At 71.5% G+C, this 20,417-nt stretch carries 10 protein-coding genes; 1 reads left to right on the top strand and 9 read right to left on the bottom strand.

All coding sequences use genetic code 11. The features are described from left to right. Position 1: 1 nt before the first annotated feature. Together tssL and tssK are read right to left on the bottom strand one after the other, a co-directional pair. Positions 2-1,303, bottom strand: a complete 1,302-nt coding sequence (gene tssL / locus ACG04R_RS25845; RefSeq protein WP_394416880.1) for a type VI secretion system protein TssL, long form — start codon at positions 1,301-1,303, stop codon at positions 2-4. Positions 1,304-1,321: 18 nt separating this feature from the next. Beyond that, positions 1,322-2,656 (bottom strand): type VI secretion system baseplate subunit TssK, encoded by a 1,335-nt coding sequence (tssK, locus tag ACG04R_RS25850; protein ID WP_394416882.1) that lies wholly within the window; start codon positions 2,654-2,656, stop codon positions 1,322-1,324. 259 nt (positions 2,657-2,915) lie between these two features. Here tssK and ACG04R_RS25855 point away from each other — a divergent pair, with 259 nt between their 5' ends. Further along, entirely contained in the window at positions 2,916-3,455 is a 540-nt protein-coding gene (locus tag ACG04R_RS25855) for an OmpA family protein (RefSeq protein ID WP_394416884.1), read from the top strand. Between the two features lie 303 nt (positions 3,456-3,758). Here ACG04R_RS25855 and ACG04R_RS25860 read toward each other — a convergent pair whose 3' ends face one another. The 7 genes from ACG04R_RS25860 to ACG04R_RS25890 form a co-directional block, all read right to left on the bottom strand. Further along, positions 3,759-4,145, bottom strand: a complete 387-nt coding sequence (locus tag ACG04R_RS25860) for a DUF4280 domain-containing protein (RefSeq protein ID WP_394416886.1) — start codon at positions 4,143-4,145, stop codon at positions 3,759-3,761. A 10-nt stretch (positions 4,146-4,155) separates the two neighbouring features. Next, complete coding sequence (locus tag ACG04R_RS25865; RefSeq protein ID WP_394416888.1) at positions 4,156-4,914, bottom strand: PP2C family protein-serine/threonine phosphatase; 759 nt, start codon at positions 4,912-4,914, stop codon at positions 4,156-4,158. Between the two features lie 10 nt (positions 4,915-4,924). Further along, a complete protein-coding gene (gene tagH, locus ACG04R_RS25870; RefSeq protein ID WP_394416890.1) occupies positions 4,925-6,556 on the bottom strand; it encodes a type VI secretion system-associated FHA domain protein TagH in 1,632 nt (543 codons plus the stop codon). Between the two features lie 72 nt (positions 6,557-6,628). Further along, entirely contained in the window at positions 6,629-7,411 is a 783-nt protein-coding gene (locus ACG04R_RS25875) for a hypothetical protein (protein ID WP_394416892.1), read from the bottom strand. A gap of 161 nt (positions 7,412-7,572) precedes the next feature. After that, positions 7,573-9,264, bottom strand: coding sequence for a hypothetical protein (locus tag ACG04R_RS25880; RefSeq protein WP_394416894.1), 1,692 nt, complete (start codon positions 9,262-9,264; stop codon positions 7,573-7,575). Positions 9,265-9,313: 49 nt separating this feature from the next. Further along, positions 9,314-10,729, bottom strand: a complete 1,416-nt coding sequence (locus ACG04R_RS25885; RefSeq protein ID WP_394416896.1) for a caspase family protein — start codon at positions 10,727-10,729, stop codon at positions 9,314-9,316. After that, positions 10,726-20,417, bottom strand: a 9,692-nt coding sequence (locus tag ACG04R_RS25890; RefSeq protein ID WP_394416898.1) for an autotransporter-associated beta strand repeat-containing protein, incomplete at its 5' end; no start/stop codon positions are given. The genes ACG04R_RS25885 and ACG04R_RS25890, both read right to left, overlap by 4 nt.

A 20,417-nucleotide genomic window follows, 5' to 3' on the forward strand; every position in this document is an offset into this window, starting at 1 on the left:
TTCAGTTGCCTTGGACGGTCAACGTGATCTCGACACGGCGGTTGCGCGCGCGTCCCGCGGGGGTGCTGTTGTCGGCGACCGGGCGGCTGTCTGCGACGCCCTCGGCGCGGATGCGCTGGCCGCCCAGCGTCGGCAGCAGCAGCTGGCGCACCGCCTCGGCACGTTCGCGCGACAGGTCGAAGTTGGACGGGAAGCGCAGCGAGCGGATGGGCTGGTTGTCGGTGTGGCCGGTCACGGTGACCTGGCCCGGCAACTGCACCAGCGCCGCGGCGATCTCGGCCAGCAGCGGCTTCACGCCGCTGGCGACCTCGGCACTGCCGGGCTCGAAGAAGCCGTCACCGGCGATGGTGACGATGGACTTGTCGGCCAGGTCCTGCACCTGCAGCGCGCCGCGCGCGATGGCCGTCTGCAGCAGCGTCGCCAGGCGCGGTGCTGCTGCGGGCGGTGGTGGGGGCGGTGCCAGCGTCGCAGCGCGCACGTCCATGGACTGCAGCGTGTCAAACGTGGCGTCGGTGCGCGCATGCAGCGACAGCCGCAGTGCGATGAACACCAGCAGCAGCAGGCCGGCCGTCAGCGCGGCCAGCACCCACAGCGGCAGGCCATCGGAGAGCTTGTGCGGCCGCAGCGCGACACCCCGCCACTGCGGTGACAGCTCGCGCAGCGGCGGCCCGGCCTGCTCGCGCAACAGGCTGGCGAGGCGTTCGTTGACGCTGTCCAGCTGGGCCTTGCCGTTGTCGAGCACGCGGTAGCGGCCCTCGAAGCCCAGTGCCAGCACGACCTGCAGCAACTCCAGCAGCGGGCGCTGGCCGGCGACGTTCTCGGCCAGCTTGCCGAGCAGCTGGAACACCTTCTCGCCGCCCCAGCTCTCGTTGTGGAAGTGCACCAGCAGGCTCTGGCTGGACCACGCACCCGATCCGCCCCACGGCGTGCTGGACGCGCACTCGTCGATGAAGCTGCACAGGATGTAGCGCGCCGCGACGACATGCTCGGCCGGCAACCCCTTGGCCTGCGCCTGGCGCTCGAAGCGCTTGACCGACTCGATCAGCGCCGCACGCAGGCCGGTCGGGTTGGGGTGCTGCGGCATGGCGCGCAACTGGCTCGCCGTCGACAGCAGCGGCGCGGCCAGTTGCAGCAGCGGGTTCAGACCTTGCGGCAGTGGCAGGTCATCGGGCAGCGCAGCAGCGGCCGGCGCCGTCGACGCGGGGCCTTGCACCTGCGTCGTCGTCGGTGCGGCACGGCCGGCGCCGGGCTTGATGATGGTGCGTTCCTGCTCGAAGGCCGAGAAGGGATCGTTCTCGTTCATGGACCTGGCCTCTCAGAGTTAGCGAATCGCCCAGAGCTCGAGTTCGAGCCCGGGGAACTCGCCGGCGATGTGCATCGCCAGGCCGCCGGAGGTTTCGAGCTGCTTCCACATCTCGTTGCCGCGCGTCTCCAGCTCGAAGTAGTTGAAGCCGGCGTGGTACGGGATCTGGCGCGGCGCCACCGGCATCGGCCGCAGCGTGACGCCGGGCAGCTGCAGGTTGACGAGGTCTCGGATCTTCTCGGCCGGGCCGATCTTGACCTGCGTCGGAAAGCGCGCGCGCACGGCGTCGCCCGGCATCTGTGCGTTGACGGCCAGCACGAAGCTGGCGCTGCGGCGCAGCTCGGCGTCGGCGATGACGGCCACGCGCACGCCGTACTTGCGGTCCTGCAGCTCGATGGGGATGGCCGACTGTTCCATCACCATCGACAGCGACTGGCGGATGTCGGCCAGCACTGGCTCGAAACAACCCGCCAGGTCGTGGTGGGCATAGACGGGGAAGCTCGGCGGGCGGCGTTTGTCACGGAAACAGGCCAGCTCGCCGGCCAGCGCCAGGCACATCGAATACAGCCGCTCGGGATGCAGCGGGCGCAGCTGGCGGGCGTGGTCGAACAGCGGCTCGTGGCGGTTGACGGTCTGCAACAGCAGGAAGTCGGCGATCTCGCCGACGCCGGCGCGGCCCGGCTGCGCCAGCCGCGCGGCTAGCGCCTCGCCCCGCTGGTGCAGCATGCCCAGCACCTCGCGCAGCCAGCCTTCAAGCAAGACCTGCTCGGCGACGTGCAGCGACGGCGGGATGTAGCGCGGGTCCAGCACGACGCGGCCATCGGCGCGGCGCTCGACGATGCGCGCCACGCCCAGGCCGACGAAGCCGTTGCCGGCGCGGCTTTCCAGCACGAGGCGCAGGTTGAGCCGGCCGATCTGGATCGGCGCCTCGCTGAGCTTGCGCGCATGGCCGTCAGCGACCGACAGCTCCAGCGCGTGATAGCGCGGCGGCATGCCGGCCTGCTCGCCCTCGACGTCGCTTTCGACGACGCCGGGCTCCGAGCGCGCGATGGCGAGCAGCACGAGTTCGTCGCGGGTGTCGGCGGGGATGTCCAGCGCGGGCGGTGCTGGCTCGTCGTCGGGCATCGCGAACGCGAGGCCGTCGCGCATGACGCCGCTGGCGCTGGTCAGCGCCAGCTGGCCCTGCAGCAGGGCCGGCTGGTCGATCAGCAGCGTCGTGAAGCCTTCCGGATGCAGGCTGGCGCTGGCCAGGCGGGCATCCAGCTGGCGTGAAAAGTACCGCTCCTGCTGCTGGAAGTGCTGGGGCTGCAGAAACATGCCCTCCGTCCACATCACTTTGTTATGCCGGGTCATGTCGTTGAAAGCAAAGGGAAATCGTGGGTTTGCATAGAGGCACTGCAGCGCAACTCGGCGGTAGGCGTCCGGCGCGAACGATACACGGCGGTCGTGTCACCAGGACAGGGGGCGGAACCCGGTTCCGCATATTTAAGGGTGTCGTCGGCGGGCGCCGAACGCTATGATTTGTTCACACCTTTCGCTTGCCGCGGCGAGCGTTGCGGTACCAGGTGGCTCGATTCTGTGTTACCTGGCTGTGATTGATCGGGAGTTCGCCATGTTTGTTCGTCGTTCCCTGCCCCTGTTTTTCGTGACGGCCGCTTTGCTGGCCGGTGGCGCTGCCCAGGCGCAAGAAACCGTCGAGGTCGGCAACGGGGTGCCGACTGTCAGCGCCGTCAAGGAAGGCCTGTTCCCGGAGGACGCCTGCGAACAACTCGTGGCGGCCGGTTTCAAGTGCATGGGCTTCAAGCCCGCCGTGCGTTTCTCGCTGCCGGCGCTGGCCTTCAAGGTCGGTTCCGCCGAGATCCCCGACGGCCTGCGCAAGCAGCTGGACGTGTTCGCCGAGGCGCTGGCCACCAAGCGCGGCAGCGGCAAGACGGTGCGCATCGAAGGCCATGCGGACGCCTCTGGCAGCGCCGACAGCAACCAGGCGCTGTCGCAGAAGCGCGCCGAAGAGGTAAAGCGCTACCTGGTCGCCCACGGTGCCGAGGACAGCATGCTGACGGCTGTGGGGCTCGGCGCCACCGAGCCCAAGGTCAAGGACCCGTTCGCCGCGGAGAACCGCCGCGTCGAGATCGGCCGCGCCACGCCTCCCTGAGCCTCACAGGCTCCCGCAACACGGCCGCCTTCGGGCGGCTTTGTCGTTTGAGCCACCGCCGTTTCACCTGGGCCGTTGATATCCACGGACTGGCGCCGGGCCGCCCCAAGCCGGCCCGTAGGCGATGTGCTTGCGGCTCAATGCTGCAAGCATCGCCGTCCCCTCGGGGGCTGAGGCTGGACACATGGCGCCCAGTGGGCGGCATGTGCCTGCCGAAGGGCTGTGGTACTGCCGCAGCGCGGTCTGCAAGACCGACCAGACTCGCCCGCGTACAGCGGGGCGAGTCTGGGCGAGGGGTGCACGTCAGGGAATCTGGTGATTCGTCTGGCCGGCGTCGCTGAATTCGATGACGCCGCCCCAGATGCACATGAGCTTGTGCGTGTTGTCCAGCGCCGGGAAGTTGGCCACCAGCACGGTGGGCGCGCCGGTGATCCATGGCGCTGGCGTGACGGGGACGCAGGGCATGGGCGTCAACGTTCCCATCGCGGCGGCGGTCGCGGCGGCCACGGTCGGGTTGGCCAGGCTCTTGCACACGCCGAACGGCGGGATGTTGGCGATCGGGATGTGATCCATGATGTTCGCCGCGACCTTGTTGTTGGTCATGATCGGCTTGGGCGTCGGGATCAGTGCACTCGGTGAAGCACCGAAGCTGCACTTCATCTGGGAGCCCATGCAACATTGAAACGGCATCGCAGCCTCCTCAGAGATTGGGTTGACTCAACCACAGCGCCATCGCGCTGAAGTTGTCGTAGCCGGGTTTTCCGGCCGTGGCCGCGGTGACGATGCGGCGCAGTGCGTCCAGCCAGTCGCCGGGCGCGCGCGCCGTGGCCAGCGTGGCTTCGAGGTCGCGGTCGTCGAGGTTCTCCCACAGGCCATCACTGCACAGCAGGAAGCAGTCGCCCGCGGCGATCTCGGCCGGGCCGGACCGGGCGCTGACGTCCAGCTCGTCGGGCTGCGTGCCCAGCGCAGAGCGCAGCTCGCTGCGCCGCGGGTGATGGCGCAGCTCGGCTTCCGACACGAGACCCACTTCGACGAGCCCCTGCACGAGGCTGTGGTCCAGTGTCCGGCCGTTGAGGCGGCCGTTACGGAACCAGTACAGCCGCGAGTCGCCGGCGTGCGCCCAGTAGGCGCGGTGCTCGATGAAATCCACGACCAGGCAGACGACGGTGCTGTGCATGTCGGCGCTGCGCGTGCCGGGCCGGCGCTGGTCGAGGATGGCCTGGTTGGTCTGCCGCACGAGACCGGCGAGCTGTTCGCCGCAGTCCTCCGGGTGGGCCTGGACGGCGGCGAGCAGGTTCTGCACGGCCAGGCGCGACGCGAGATCGCCGCCGCCGTGGCCGCCGGCGCCGTCGGCCAGCACGCAGGCGAGATGACGCTTGGAGTGCCAGTGGCCGCAGGCGTCTTCGTTGTAGGGGCGCCCGCCGCGTTCGGACAGGATGGCGACTTCCATGGCCAGCATGGGGGGCTCCTCAGCGGCCCGACGTGCCGGGGCCAGGCTCGGCCTCCAGCGCGTCGAGCTGGGCCTCGTAGGCCTGCAGGAAGGCCTTGCCGAACAGCGTGTGGAAGTCGTCCGCGGCCTCGCGCGACAGCTGCGTGTACAGCTGCTGGAACTGCTCCCACAGCTGCGCCTTGCGCGAGCCGGGCAGCAGCGACGCGAGCGCGCCGCGCTTCGTGATGGCGCTGTCGAGCACGGCCGGGTCGAAGCGGGCCAGCACGCCGTCCAACGCCGCGCGCATGCCGGCCATGACACCGATCTCGTGGGCGCGCAGGTCATCGAACGCGTCGCGCATCGCACGGGCGGGCGGCATGAAACCGGTGGCGACGGGGCCCAGCAGGTGGGTCAGCGCAGCGTCGACGTTGGGCGAGAACTTCAGCGGGTTGTTGCCCTGCGTGACGATCATCGTCACCTGGGCGCGCACTTCCTGCTTCAGCGTGGCGCGGGCGCGCAGCAACTCGACGGCGCCGCGTGTCGACTCGCGCAGCAGTTCGCCGAGGAGCTGCATCGTGGCCGGCGTCAGCGTCTGCAGCGGCGATGTGGACAGGCCCAGGCCCGTCATCAGCGCGTTCAGCAGCGCGGTCGTGTCGCCGGCGGGGCCGGCGGCCGGTGCGGGCGCCTGGGTCGGTCGGGCCGGCGGCGGCGCGTGGTTGTTGCCGTCGAGGTGGCGCACGTCGGGCAGCGTGATGACCTTCTGGTCCCGCATCGAGTCGTCCCAGGACAGCACGGCGCCGGCCGGAGAGGACGGCGCGGGCACAGTGGGCGGCGTCAGCGCGGCCGCCTGCCACGGCATGTGCAGGTCGGAGACGGTGTCGTCGGCCGGCAGCAGCGGTTGCGGCGCACCGGCGGGCTTCATCAGCGCGCGCAGCGGGTCGGCGTCGCCGGCGGTGTTGGCCGGCGGCGGTGCGGCGCCCAGCACGCCCAGCGGGTCGGCGGGTGCGGCACCTATCGGGCCGAGGCCGAACAGGTCGTCCAGCGACGGCCCGGCCGACAGCGGTGCCTGCGCCGGCGCGCCCAGGCCCAGCGGGTCGCTGGGTGTCGTGATGATGCGGGTGATGGCAACGCCGCTGGTGGGCATCTCGGGCGCGAACGGGTCCCAGTCGGCCGGGATGGCGCCCATCGCGCCGGACGGGGCGGCAGCGGGCGGCGGCGGGAAGAACGCCGGTGCCGGCGGTGGCGGAGCGAAGAAGGCTGCGGGCGGGGGCGGTGGCGCAAAAGCCGGCGGGGCGGTCGGCGCGCTGGCGCGGGGCGTGGCACTGCCGAACAGGTCTCCGAACGGGTCCTTGGCGATGGTCTGGTGGCCGGCGCGGACCTGGATCACGTAGCCGCCGATGTTGAGCGTGTCGCCCGCCTTCAGCGGCGCCTCGCGGCCGTTACCCAGCGGCGTGCCGTTGATGCTGATGGCGTTGCTGCCGCGGTCGACGACGGCGAACGCGCCGTTGCGCAGCGCGACCTGCGCGTGGACGCGCGAGATCGTGCGGTCGGGGTCAGGCAGTACCAGCTGGTTGGTGGTGGCGCGGCCGATGGTGCCGCCCAGTTCGTCGAAGCTGGCTTCGCGCGGCTCGGTCGGTGCGCCGTTGTAGCTGCTGACGGACAGCACGATCATTCGCGGGTTCCCTTGTTTTCGTGGCGTTCTGGACGGGCGTTGAGGATACGACAGCCTCGTGCGCGGGTGCCTTCAGCGGAGTACGTAGAGCCGGCCTTCGACGACGGCGATGCGCATGGGCATCGAGACCTTGCCGCCGTCGGGCCGGTTGAATTGCAGCAGCGGTCCGCCTTCGGTCGACAGGCATTCGATGAGCCGCCCGTCGGCTGTCGGGCGCAGCTTCAGTTTGTCCGCAGCCGGCAGCGGGCCGCGCAGCGCCTTCTGCGCGTGCAGCAGCTGCACGCGGGCCCGCCAGCGGGCCAGGTCGTCCTCGGGCTTGCGCTGGTAGGCCAATGCCAGTTCCTCGAAACGCAGCCGCGCGGCGGTGATCCAGGGCTCGGCATCGCCTTGTGCCAGCGCCAGCGCCTGCTCCTGCGCGAAGGCCAGCACCGGCGCCGTCAGCGTGCCCAGATCGGGCAGCGGCGGCGCGTCCTGCCAACGCCAGCGCGGGAACTTGACAGGGATGTCGACCTCCTGCTGCACGGTGGCGTGGGCGCGGTACAGCTCGCCGTCCTGCACGGCCCAGTCCAGCGTGGCGAGGCAGCGGGACTGGTCGTCGCTGGCGGCCTGGCCCACGCGCGGCAGCAGCAGCTGCAGGCGGGCGGTGCGCGGGCCTTCGGACAGCCGGGGCTCGGGTGCCGGGGCGGCGGGCTCGATGACCAGCTCCAGCCGGTTGTTGCCGGCCAGCGTGTACTCGTGGACGGCCAGCGCCTGCACGCCGCCGGCGGCGCCGACCTCAGCCAGCGCGAAGCCGTTCAGGCGCGCCTGCGCGGCCACGCCCTGGGCCTGGAGGCGGAGGATGAGGAGGCGTTCCATCAGAGGGTGGGAGTGAATTGGGCGCGCCCGAGCAGGCCGCGCAGGGCGGCCCAATCTAGACGCAACGCGCAGTCGTAGCTCGGGCTACGGCGAGCATTTGCAACGACGAGTGGGGCGGCTTGCGCGGTATGAGCGGGTGTGTTCAATTTGCTCGCACCTTCTTAGCCGAGGCTCCAGTCGAGAAGCGGCACGGAGCCGAGCAGCGCGACATGCTGGCTGCTGCGGCCCAGCAGCGGGTCCTGTACGGCCATGGGCGCGACGACGGGCTCCAGCGCCAGCTGCAGGAACCACTGCCATGCGCCGCCGCCCTGCGGGCTGGGCCGCAGCCCGAAGGCGCCGACCAGCGCGCCGGTGGGCGGACCGAACTCGCTCCACAGCAGGCCGGTCTCGCTGGCCAGCGGTGTGAACTCCAGCGCAACCGGGCAGCGGATGTGCTGCTGCACCGGCTCCAGCACCTCGGCCAGCGGCGGTTCGGCGGTGTCGCGGTTCAGCTGCATGGCCAGCTCGGTGTCGAGGTTGATGCGCAGGCTCAGCTGCGTGCGCGCGCCTGCCTGCTCGATCTCGCCGGTCAGCACGAGGTCCAGCGTCATGCCGAGCTTGAAGTCGCCGACGACGCGCAGCAGTGGGTCGGCGTTCAGGCCGGCAGGACTTTCGCGCAGGCCCCAGGTCATGGCCGCATGGCCGTTGAACAGCCCGGCACGCAGGCTCATGCGTGGTGATTGCGCGCAGGCTGACCAGGCGGCGAACAGCTTCTCGGCGCCGGCCATCAGCGCGGCCTCGATGCCGGGGCCCAGGCCTTCGCCCCACTTGGGCGCGGCGCGCGGCGCGCCGTCGCGGGCCAGGCGCACGCGCAGGCCTTGCGACGCGGGAGGCAGCGGCGGCGCGGAGGCCTGACGCGGCCAGGTCTGCTCCAGCAGGCGGTCGCGCTGCCAGGTCAGCAGCCACTGCTGGGCCGGCCAGGACCAGACCTTCAGGTGCTGCGATCCCAGCGGCACGCCGCGGTCACGCACGCCGCAGGTGTTCAGCTCCAGCAGGGTCAGTTCGGGCGAGGGCTCCTGCAGCAGCAGCGCGCCCCAGCCTGGCGGCACGGCGGGTGGCGGCAGCGCGGCGACTGTCCAGCTGGTGGACTGCGCGGCGTGGCCTTGGCAGGCCATCAGCCCGTGGCCGCCCAGCCAGCGCAGCTGCGGGTGCGGCACCGGCAGGCCGCACTGGCCGTGCGGCGCCTGGCGGACCTGCAGCCGCGTCTGCGGGCCTTCGCTGGCGGCCTGGCTGAGCAGGCACAGCCGCTCCACCGTGGGTTCGCCGGCACCGACGCGCAGCGGTGGCGGTGCGGGCGGAGCCGCCAGATGCTGCCAGGCACCGCCTTCGAGGCGATATTCGCGGCGCCAGTCGAGGTCCAGCGCGCGGAACTCCAGCGCCTCGATGTCGCAGGCCTTTCGCGGCAGCGGCGGCGTGCCTTCGTTGACACGGGCGCGGTGGTCGAGCGCATCGACGAGGCGGGCGTCGTTGACGAGCAGCAACTGCGCCTCGCCGCCGCGGCGCGCCAGTTCCTCGGCGCCGGCGCGCACCAGCTGGTGCAGCTTGACCCAGTTGCCCAGGCGCTCGTCCACGAGCAGCGCCAGCGCCCATTCGTTCTCGGGCCGCGTCTCGAAGGCCGGGCCGAAGGCGAAGCAGAGATTGAGGTAGCGCGCGGCGCTGTTGGTGTCCAGCAGGCCTTGCGAGCGCGCCTGCTCCCCGACCCGCGTGACGAAGGCCTCGCGGCGGTCTCCCAGCCGGGCGGCCATGTCGGGCCAGCCGGCTTCGATGAGGGCGACGAGGGCGGGGTCGAGTGGGCCTGCGGGGGTGTCGGACATGGTCAGGGGTTCGTTCGCGCCGCGCGAGCCGTTGCGGTCGCGCCCGGGATCACTTGCGATAGTGGTCCAGCGTCGGCGGCGGTGTATACCCCAGTTCGCGGGCTCGCGACTCGAACTGCGAGGCCAGCAGCGGCTGGGCGCTGCGGCGGTAATGCAGCGCCAGTTCGTAGGCGGCGATGCCGTTGCCCAGGCCGGCCGCGTACTGCAGCCAGCCTTCGTAGCGGCCCGGCGCGGACGGCGAGTTGCCGTCGCGGTAGCTGCGGGCCACGCGGGCGGCGGCGTCCTTGTCGCCGCGGGCCGATTTGTGGATGTCGGCGCGCAGCTCCTCGCCCATGTCGTCGGCGAGGTTGAAGGCCGTGCGGTACAGGCGCACGTCGGTGCGCTTGAGCACCTGGCTGGCCTCCTTGGCACCTTCGCGGGCGGCCAGCGCGGCGGTGGCGCGGCGGCCCTGCGGGTGGCGCTGCAGGTAGCCGTCGGCGAGCTTGGAGACGTCCTGCGGCCAGATGCTCTGGTCGACGGCGGCCCAGTCCTCGAGGTCGTCGGGGGCGCGCGGCGCAGCGGACGGCGGGTCGGCTTCGGCCTTGTCGCCCGTCGTCGGGCGCGCCAGCGTCACGGGGCGGCGCACGTCCTTGGCGATGAAGGAGTCCTGCGCCAGCGCGCGCACGGCCTCGACCGGGTGGTTGCGCATCGTGTTCAGCACGTCCAGCCGCACGACGGAGAAGAAGTCGGACCAGGTTGCCTCCGCGTCGGCCACCTTCAGCAGCTTGACCAGCGAGGCCGTGTAGAAAGTGCTCAGGTTGGCCGATGCGGGCGCGATGGCCGGCTTGCCGGCACCGGTGGAGAACGCGACGAGGAAGCCGGGCGGCACCTCGATCTGGTTCAGGCCGTCGCTGGCCTGCACGGCCGCGCGGATGTTGGTGCGGCAGGCGTCGATGACGCAGATGGTCAGCGCATCGGGGCGCTGGGGCATGCGCTCGACGACATCTTTCATGACGCTGACGCTGCTGCGGCCCAGGACTTCCGCCTTGGCCTTGGGGCTGGTGCCTGCGCCGACAAGCAGGCTCTCGGCATCCAGTTGCAGGCCATGGCCGGTGAAGTAGAAGAAGGCCACCGTGTCCGGCGGGCCGGACTTGACGCTGGCGGCGAAGGTCTCGATGGCCTGGCGGGTCTTGGCGGCATCGACGTCCAGCGCGTCGGTGACGCTGAAGCCGCGCAGCTCCAGCGCGGCGCGCAGGTCGTGCACGTTCTTGTGCGTGGGCGGGAGGTCGTCGGGTTCGGGGTAGTCGCGGTTGCCGACCAGCAGCGCGAGGCGGGTCGAGGGCAGCGCGTCGGCGTCGTTCTGCTGCGCCTGGCCCAGCGCCGGCGCGCCGGCGAGCAGGGCCGGCAGCGCCTCGAGCAGGGTGCGGCGGCGGAGGTTTGCCGGGCGGTCGGTGGTCATGGTCGAGATGCCTGGTTGGGGACTCATTGCTCGCAGCCCAGCGTTGCGGATGGCGTGCATCCGTCGGGCAGGCGGATGCCTTCCTTGCCGATGGTGGCCGGGCGGCCGGCGCCGACCTCCGCGATGACGCCGGAGCGCAGCCGGATGGCGACGTTCTCGGTGCGCACGGCCTCGTCGAAGCGGTCCTTGCGGGCGCCTTCCGACACCGCGACGGTGGCGGAGATGGAGCCCTGCGCTTCGGGCGTGGACGGTGCCACGCCGTTGTACACCACCGGCACTTCCGTTGTGCGGCGGGCGCCGTCGTAGAAGAACTGGTAGCCGTTGGTGCCCACTGAAGGTCCACTGGCGTACACGGCCGTGGCGCCCAGGTTCGCCGGCTTCTTGGGCAGGATGGTCATGTAGCCGGCAGGGATGTTCGGCGCGCTGCTGCCCACGTCGATGGCCAGCGCGTTGCCGTCGCCGATGCCGCCGAACGTGTAGGACTGTGCGAAGGCCGCGTCGCGCAGCTTCAGCGTCAGGCCGGGCAGCTGCACGGCGAAGCCCAGCGCCGAGCTGTACGGCAGGCGGGCGCGGATGACGCTGCTGGCCGCGGTGCTGAGCTTGGCGGCGTCGATGACGACGAGGTCTCCATCGACGCCCGCGCCGTTGACGCGCAGCGTGTCGCCGCTGATGCTGATGCGGCTCTGCTGCGCCGCCGTCTGGTCGGCCGAGGAGTTGGCGCTCCACGCCGCGCCGGCGGTGCCGCTGACGGCGGAGATGCCGCCGCTCAGGTCGTTGGCCGCACCGTCCAGCAGCGTGATGGAGCCGCCGCCCTTGGCCTGCAGCGCCAGCGCGCCGGAGGTCGCGTGGATGAGGCCGCCGGTCTGGCTGATGGTGTTGCTGGCGATGGCGAGTTGCTGCGCATTGCCGGCCTGCTTGCCGGTCTCGACCGTGTAGGCCGTGGGTGCTGCGGCCGCCACGAGGGTGGTGGTGCCGCCGGTCAGCGTGACGTCGCCGGTCAGCTCGATGGTGCCGGCCGAGATGCTGGAGTCTGCCGCGATCTTGACGGTGCCCAGCTTGAGCGCGGCGTTGTCGGCCGTCTTGAGCTGCACGGACTGCGCGGTCAGCGACAGCGGCTGTGCGCCCAGCACGTTGGCGGCGTTGGTGGCCTCCAGCTTGCTGGCGACCAGGCTTTGCGGGCCGGAGCCGGTCAGGCTGAGCTGGCCGCTGATCGTCACGTCGCCGCTGGCGCTGAGGTTGCCCTTGAGCTCGACGCTGCCGGCGCTGGTCAGCGCGGCCAGCGTCTCGCTGCCGCCCAGCGTCAGCGAGGCGCCGCTGTCGACGACGACGCTGCTGGTGTCGGCGATGCGTTCGTCGCCCGCGGTGGCGAGCGTGCCCTTGCTGACCTTGGTCACGCCGGTGGTCTGCAGGGCGGTGGCCAGCGTCAGCGTGCCGGTGCCGGCCTGCTCGACGCCGCCGGTGCCGGAGACGGCCTGGTTCAGCGTGATGGCGTCGCTGCGCTGGAAGCGCAGCGTGCCTCCGTCGTCGACGGCGCCGCTGCCCAGCGCGCCGCTGGTGCCGCCCGTACCGACCTGCAGCGTGCCCGCGGCGATCTGCGTGGTGCCGGTGTAGCTGTTGTTGTTGCCCAGGATCAGCGTGCCGGTGCCTTCCTTGCGCAGCGCGCCGGCGCCGCTGTAGACGCCGTCGTACTGGCTGTCGCCACGGCTGCCGACGGCCAGCGTGCCGCTGCTCGACGTGATGGCGCCGGCACCGGCGAGGCTGCCCAGCGTCTGGCTGCCGTTCAGCGCCAGCGTAGCCCCGGCGGCCAGCGTCGTGGCCGGGGCGGCGCCGAGCTGGTTGCTGCCGTCCAGCTGCAGCGTGCCGCCGTTGACGTTGAGCGTCTGCACGCCGGCGTTGCCGGAGATGTAGACGGCGCCGCTGGTGTCCAGCGAGCCGCCGCCGAGGCTGGCGAGCAGGCGGGCGCCGTTGCTGGCCGTCGTCGACGTGGCGGTCAGCGTGTCGGCGGCGCCGGTGTTGGCCAGCGTGCCGGCGACGGCCAGCGTGCCGACGGTGTCGTTGCCATTGAGCTTGAGCGTGGCGCCGTTGGCGATGGTGACGGCGGCGCTGTCGGCCAGGCGGTCGGCGGCGCCGAGGTTCAGCGTGCCGGTGGCGACGTTGACCGTCGTGGCGGCGGACGTGCCCGCCAGGGTGACGGCGCCGTTGCTTGTCAGCGTGCCGGTGCCGAGGTTGGCGTTGACGGCGGCGCCGTCGTTGAGCGCGTAGCTGGCGGCGGTCAGCGTGTCGGTGGCGCCGGTCCTGGCCAGCGTGCCGGCGGACGTGAGGCTGCCGACGGTGTCGCTGCCATTGAGCTTGAGCGTGGCGCCGCTGGCGATGTTGACCGAGGCCGAGTCGGCCAGGCGGTCGGCGGCGCCGAGGCTCAGCGTGCCGCTGGCGACGCCGACATTGGCGGCGGACGTGCCGTTGAGGGTGACGTTGCCGTTGCTGGTCAGCGTGCCGGTGCCGAGGTTGGCCGCGACGACTGCGCCGTCGTTGAGCGCGTAGGTGGCGGCGGTCAGCGTGTCGGTGGCGCCGGTCTTGTCCAGCGTGCCGGCGGACGTGAGGCTGCTGACGGTGTCGTTGCCGTTGAGTTTGAGCGTGGTGCCTGCAGCCAGCGTGACGGCTGCGGCGTCGGCCAGACGGTCGGATGCGCCCAGCGCCAGCGTGCCGGTGGCGACGTTGACGGTGGCTGCGGCGGACGTGCCGTTGAGGGCGACGTTGCCGTTGCTGGTCAACGCGCCGGCGCCGAGGTTGGCGTTGACGACGGCGCCGTTGTTCAGCGCGTAGGTTGCGGCGGTCAGCGTGTCGGCGGCGCCGGTCCTGGCCAGCGTGCCGTTGCTGGTCAGGCTGCCGATGGTGTCGCTGCCGTTCAGCGTCAGCGCGCTGCCGGTGGCGACGGTGACGGCCGCGGTGTCGGCCAGGCGGTCGGCGGCGCCCAGCGTCAGCGTGCCGGTGGCGACGTTGACGGTGGTGGCGGCCACCGTGCCGTTGAGGGCGACGCTGCCGTTGCTGGTCAGTGCGCCGGTGCCCAGGTTGGCGTTGACCACGGCGCCATCGTTCAGCGCGTAGGTGGCGGCGGTCAGCGTGTCGGCGGCGCCGGTCTTGGCCAGCGTGCCGGCGGAGGTCAGCGTGCCGATGGTGTTGTTGCCGTTGAGCGTCAGCGTGGCGCCGTTGGCGACATTCACCGCGGCAGTGGTGGCCAGGCGGTTTGCGCCGGCCAGCGTCAGCGTGCCGCTGGCGATGTTGACGTTGGCGGACGCTGCCGTGCCGCCGAGCGTGACCGCGCCGTTGCTCGTCAGCGTGCCGGCGCCCAGGTTGGCGGAGACGGTGGCGCCATCGTTCAGTGCGTAGGTCGTGGCGGTGAGCGTGTCGCCCGCGCCGGTGCCGGCGACCGTGCCGGCAGTGGTCAGCGTGCCGACGGTGTCGCTGCCATTGAGCTTGAGCGTGGCGCCGTTGGTGACGCTGACTGCGGCGGCGTCGGCCAGGCGGTCGGCCGCGCCGAGGCTCAGCGTGCCGGAGACGACGCTGATGACGGTAGCGGCCACGGTGCCGTTGAGGGCGACGCTGCCGTTGCTCGTCAGCGTGCCGGCGCCCAGGTTGGCGTCGACGACGGCGCCGTTGTTCAGCGCGTAGGTGGTGGCGCTCAGCGTGTCGGTGGCGCCGGTCTTGGCCAGCGTGCCGGCCGAGGTCAGCGTGCCGACGGTGTCGCTGCCGTTGAGGGCCAGCGTTGCGCCGCCGGCGATGGTCACGGCGGCCGTGTCGGCCAGGCGGTTGGCGGCGCCCAGCGTCAGCGTGCCGCCGTTGACGTCGACGGTGGTGGCCGCGGACGTGGCGTTCAGCGTCGCGCTGCCGGTGCTGGTCAGCGTGCCGGTGCCGAGGTTGGTGTTGACCACGGCGCCGTTGTTCAGCGCGTAGCTGGTAGCGGTCAACGTGTCGGTGCCGCTGGTGTTGGCCAGCGTGCCGGCCGAGGTCAGCGAGCCGACGGTGTCGCTGCCGTTGAGCGTGAGCGTGGCACCGCTGGCGATGCCGACGGCGGCGGTGTCGGCCAGGCGGTTGGCGGCGCCCAGCGTCAGCGTGCCGCTGGCGATGTTGACGGTGGCGGCGGCTGCCGTGCCGTTGAGGGCGACGCTGCCGTTGCTGGTGACCGCGCCGGCGCCGAGGTTGGCGGTGACGACGGCGCCGTTGTTGAGCGCGTAGGTGGCGGCGGTGAGCGTGTCGGTGGCGCTGGTGTTGGCCAGCGTGCCGGCGGTGGTCAGCGTGCCGACGGTGTCGCTGCCACCCAGCTTGAGCGTCGCGCCGCTGGCGATGCCGACAGCGGTGCTGTCGCCCAGGCGGTCTGCCGCGCCCAGCGTCAGCGTGCCGGTGGCGACGTCGACCGACGTCGCTGCGGCCGTGCCGTTGAGCGTGACGTTGCCGTTGCTGGTGACCGCGCCGGCGCCGAGGTTGGCGGTGACGACGGCGCCGTCGTTCAGCGCGTAGGTGGCGGCGGTGAGGGTGTCGGTGGCGCTGGTCTTGTCGATCGTGCCGGCGACGGTGGCCGCGGCCACCGTCTGGTTGCCGTCCAGCTTGAGCAGCGCGCCGCTGTCGACGAGGACGCTGCTGGCGCTGCCCAGGCGGTTGATGCCCGACAGCAGCAGCGTGCCTTCCTTCACCTCGAACAGGCCGCTGCTGCCGGTGCTGGCACCGCTGAGCGTGAACGTGGTGGCGCTGCCTTCCTTGATCAGCTGCGACCCGGCGCTGCCGGTGATGAGGCCGCTGAAGACGGTGGACTGCGTGGAGCCGGTCAGCAGCGACTGGCTGCCCAGCGCCAGCGTGCCGGCGCCGGCCAGCGAGCCGAAGTGCTCGTGGCCGCCCAGCGCCAGGCTGGCGCCAGCGTTGATGGTCACGTCGGGCAGGGCGGTGAAGCGGTCGGCCGCGCCCAGCGTCAGCGTGCCGGTGTCGACCAGCAGCAGGGTGGCCGCGGAGTGGCCGTTCAGCGTGCTGTTGTTGCGGCTGGTCAGCTTGCCGCCGTCCAGGTCGCCGTTGTAGGTGGCGTTGTCGAGCACGTAGTCGGTGGCGCTCAGCGTGCCGGTGCCGTTGACCTGCGCGCCGGCGCCGAGGCTGACCGACTGCGCCGTGTTGTTGGCCAGCAGCGTCAGCGTGCCGCCGGCATCGACGGTGATGGTCGGGTGGGCAGTCAGGCGGGCCGCCGTGCTGCCCAGCGTCAGCGTGTCCCCGGCGCCGATGTGCACGTCCGTGGCGGCCGTCGTGCCGTTGAGCTGGCTGGTGCCGGTTGCCGACAGCTTGCCGGCGCCCAGGTTGGCGTGCAGCTGCGTGACGCCGCCGGTCAGTGCGTAGCCGGTGGTAGCGGTTGCGGTCAGCGTGTTGTCGACGTCGCTTTCCAGCGTGCCCGACAGGTTGAGCTGCGTGATGGTGTCGTTGCCGCCGAGCTTGAGGGTGCCAGCGCCGCTGACGTTGACGGTCGCGCCGTCGGCCAGCAGGTTGGCGCCGCCCAGCGTGAGGCGGCCGCCGTTCACGTTCACCGTGGTGGCCGCGGCTGTGCCATTGAGGGTGGCGTCGCCGTCGCTGCTCAACGTGCCGGCGCCGAGGTTGGCGTTGACGACGGCACCGCTGTGCAGCGTGTAGCCGCCGGGCGTGGCGGTGAGGGTGTCGCCGGCGGCGGTCTTGTCCAGCGTGCCGGAGAGGGTGAGTCCGCCGATGGTCTCGGTGCCACCCAGCTTGAGCGTGGCGCCGCCGGAGACGGTGACGGCGGCGGCGTCGGCCAGGCGCTCGGCGGCGCCCAGCGTCAGCGTGCCGGCGGTGACATTGACGGTGGTGGCCGCCGAACTGCCGTTCAGCGTCGCGTTGCCGTTGCTGGCCAGCGTGCCGGTGCCGAGGTTGGCGTTGACGACGGCGCCGGTGTTCAGCGCGTAGGTCGAGGCGATCAGCGTGTCGGTGATGCCGGTCTTGTCCAGCGTGCCGGCCGTGGTGAACGTGCCGACGGTGTCGCTGCCGTTCAACTTCAGCGTGGCGCCGCTGGCGATGCTGACGGCAGCCGTGTCGGCGAGGCGGTCGGCGGCGCCCAGCGTCAGCGTGCCGGTGGCGACGTTGACGGTGGTGGCGGCCGAGGGGCCGCTGAGCGTGACGCTGCCGTTGCTCGTCAGCGTGCCGGCGCCGAGCTTGGCGGCCACGCTGCTGCCCGTGTTGAGCGCGTAGGTGGCGGCCGTCAGCACGCCGGTCGCGCCGGTGACGGTGGCGTTCTGCGCCGTGAGGCTGGCGACGGTGTCGCTGAAGCTGCCGATGTCCAGCGTGCCGCCGGTCAGGGCGACGGCGCCGCTGCTCAGCACGTCGCTGGCGCCCAGCGCCAGCGTGCCGGCCGAGATGGTGGTGCCGCCACCGTAGGTGTTGGCGCCGGACAGTGTCAGCGTGCCGGTGCCGCTCTTGGCCAGCACACCGGTGCTGCCGGAGATGACGCCGGCATAGCTGCCGCTGCTGACGGTCAGCGTCTGGCCTGCGGCGATGGCGATGTTTCCGCCCGTGGCGCCGCCGCCGGTCAGCGCGCCGATGGTCTCGCTGGCATTGACGTTCAGGACGACGCCCGCGCCGTTGAACAGCGAGACGGTGCCGTTGTCCGCCAGTGCGGAGCCGCCGACCACGTTGAGCGCGCCGCTGCTGACCGTCGTGCTACCGGTGAAGGTGTTGGTGCCCGACAAGGTCAGCGCGGCGGCACCGAGCTTTTGTAGCCCGCCCGTTCCGCTGATGTTGTTGGCGATGGTCAGCGCATCGCTGCGGTTGCTCCACAGCGTGCCGTTGTCGATGACGGCACCGGTGCCCAGGCTGCCGGTTGTGCCGCCGTTGCCGACGAACAGCTCGCCGTTGATGGTGGTGGTGCCGCTGTAGGTGTTGGTGCCGGTGAGGTAGACCTGGTTGCTGCCCAGCTGAACCAGCGCGCCCGAGCCGCTGATGGCGTTCGCCAGCACGACCGAATTGCTCTTGTTGATGACCAGGGTGCCGTTGTTCGTCACGGCGCCCGAGCCCAGCGTCCCGAAGGCTGAGCCATCGCCCAGGCTCAACGTGCTGCCCGAGGCGATGCTGATGGTGCCGGTGTGGGCGTTGTTGGTGCCCGTGAGGCTGAGGGTGCCGCTGCCCTGCTGGACCAGCGAGCCGGCGCCGCTGATGGCGGAGGACAGCGTCAGCGCGGCGCTGCGGTTGAAGACCAGCGTGCCGTCGTTGAAGATGGTGCTGACACCCAGCGAGCCGGTGGCGCCGCCGTTGCCGACATTGAGCATCGAGCCGCTGCTGATCGTCGTGTTGCCGCTGTAGCTGTTGCTGCCGGTCAGTGTCAGGGCACCGCTGCCGAGCTGCGTCAGGCTCAGGTCGCTGCCGATGTCGGCGCTGACCGTCAGCGCGTCGCTGTGGTTGAACGCCAGCGTGCCGGCGCCGCTGATGCCGGTCAGGCTCAGCGTGCCCGTGGTACCGCCGTTGCCCAGCTGCAGCGTGCCGCCCGAGATGGTGGTGCCGCCGGTGTGCGTGCTGGTGCCGGTCAGCGTCAGAGTGCCCGTTCCCGACTTGACCAGAGCGCCGCTGGAGGTGAATGCGCCGCCGAAAACGGTGCTGGTGTTGTCGGCGCCCGTCGTCAGCGTCTGCCCCGCGGCGATGCTGACGTTGCCCCCCGTGCTGCCGCCGCCCGCCAGCGAACCTATCGTTTCGCTGCCGGTCACGGCCAGCGTGGCGCCTGCCGTGTTGGCGATGGTCACGGCGCCGCTGTCGGGCAGCGCCGCGCCGTTGGTGACCGCCAGCGTGCCACCGCTGATGGTCGTGGTGCCGGTGTAGGTGTTGGTGCCACTCAGTGTCACCGTGTTGGCGCCGAGCTTGGCAATGCTGAGATTGCTGCCCAGGTTGCCGGAGACGGTCAGGCCCGCCGCGCCCGGATCGAAGGCCAGCGTGCCGGAGCCGGTAACGGCGCCGGAGCCGAGCGAGCCGGTGGTGCTGCCGTCACCGAGCTGCAGCGTCCCCGTCGTGACGATGGTGTTGCCATAGGTGTTGGCGCCCGTCAGCGTCAGCGTGCCGCTGCCGGTCTTGTTCAGCGTGCCGGACGAACTGATGATGCCGCTGAACTGCGTGCTGGTGTTGTCGCCGCCGACACTCAGCGTCTGCCCGCTGGCGATGCTGACGTTGCCGCCACTGCTGCCGCCGCCGCTAAGCGAGCCGATGGCCTCGCTGGCCGTGATGTCCAGCGAGGCACCGGTCGTGTTCGCAAGCGTGACGTTGCCGGTGTCGGCCAGCGCTGCGCCGCCCGCCAAGGCCAGCGTGCCGGCTTCGATGCTGGTGCCGCCGGTGTAGGTGTTGGTGCCGCTCAGCGTCGTCGTGCCCGCGGCGCGCTTGATGAGACTGCCGGTGCCGACGATGTTGTTGGCGACGGCCAGCGCGTCGCTGCGTTCCAGCACCAGCGTGCCGTTGTCGGTGACCGTGCCGCCGCCCAGCGTGCCCGTCGCGCCGCCGCCGCCGATGTTGAGCGTGGCGCCTGAGGCGATGGTGGTGGTACCGGCGTAGGTGTTGGTGCCGGTCAGCGTCAGCGTGTTGCTGCCGAGCTGGCTCAGTGCGCCGCTGCCACCAATGTCGTTGGCGAGGGTGACGGCGTTGCTGCGATTGACGGCCAGCGTGGCGTTGTTCGTCACGGCGCCAGTGCCCAGCGTGCCGGTCGTGCCGCCGTTGCCGAGTTGCAGCGTGCCGGCGCTGATGGTGGTGGTACCGCTGTAGGTGCTGGTGCCGGTCAGCGTCGTCGTGCCGGCGGCCTGCTTGACCAGATTGCCCGTGCCACCGATGGCGGCCGAGACGGTCAAGGCGTTGCTGCGGTTCAGCGTGAGGGTGCCATTGTTCGTGATGGACCCGGTACCCAGCGTACCCGTGCTGCCTCCGCCTCCGACGTCGAGCGTGCCGGCGCTGATGGTGGTGGTGCCGCTGTAGGTGTTGGCGCCGGTGAGGGTCAGCGTGCCGGTGCCGGACTTGGTCAGCGAGCCGCCGGAGCTGGTGAGGGCGGTGGCCAGCGTGACGGCCTGGCCGTTGGTGTCGAGGTTGTAGGCCTGGGACGCGGCGGTGCTGAAACGGCCTGAGTAGTCGGTGGTGTTGCTGGCGGAGAACTGCAGCGTGCCGCCGGTGAAGGAGATGGTGCCAGTGGAGCCGATGGCGCCGGCGCTGCCCAGGGCCAGCGTGCCCGCGGTGAGCGTGGTGCCGCCGCTGTAGGTGTTGGTGCCCGAGAGCGTCAGCGTGCCGGAGCCGGCCTGCTCGAGCGAGCCGGTGCCGGAGATGGTGTTGGAAACGGTGAACGCATTGCTGCGGTCGAAGACGAGTGCGGCGTTGTCGGTGACGGCGCCACTGCCCAGTGTGCCGGTGGTGCCGCCGTTGCCGACCTGCAGCGTGCCGGCGCTGATGGTGGTGGTGCCGTAGGTGTTGGCGCCGGTGAGGGTCAGCGTGCCTGCGCCGGACTTGGTCAGCGAGCCGCCGGAGCTGGTGAGGGCGGTGGCCAGCGTGACGGCCTGGCCGTTGGTGTCGAGGTTGTAGGCCTGGGACGCGGCGGTGCTGAAGCGGCTGGAGTAGTCGGTGGTGTTGCTGGCAGAGAACTGCAGCGAGCCGCCGCCGAGGGTGATGGTGCCGGTGGAGCCGATGGCGCCGGCGCTGCCCAGGGCCAGCGTGCCTGCGG

Origin of the sequence: Pelomonas candidula (genome assembly GCF_043555985.1) — a bacterium.
GTDB lineage: Bacteria > Pseudomonadota > Gammaproteobacteria > Burkholderiales > Burkholderiaceae_C > Pelomonas > Pelomonas candidula.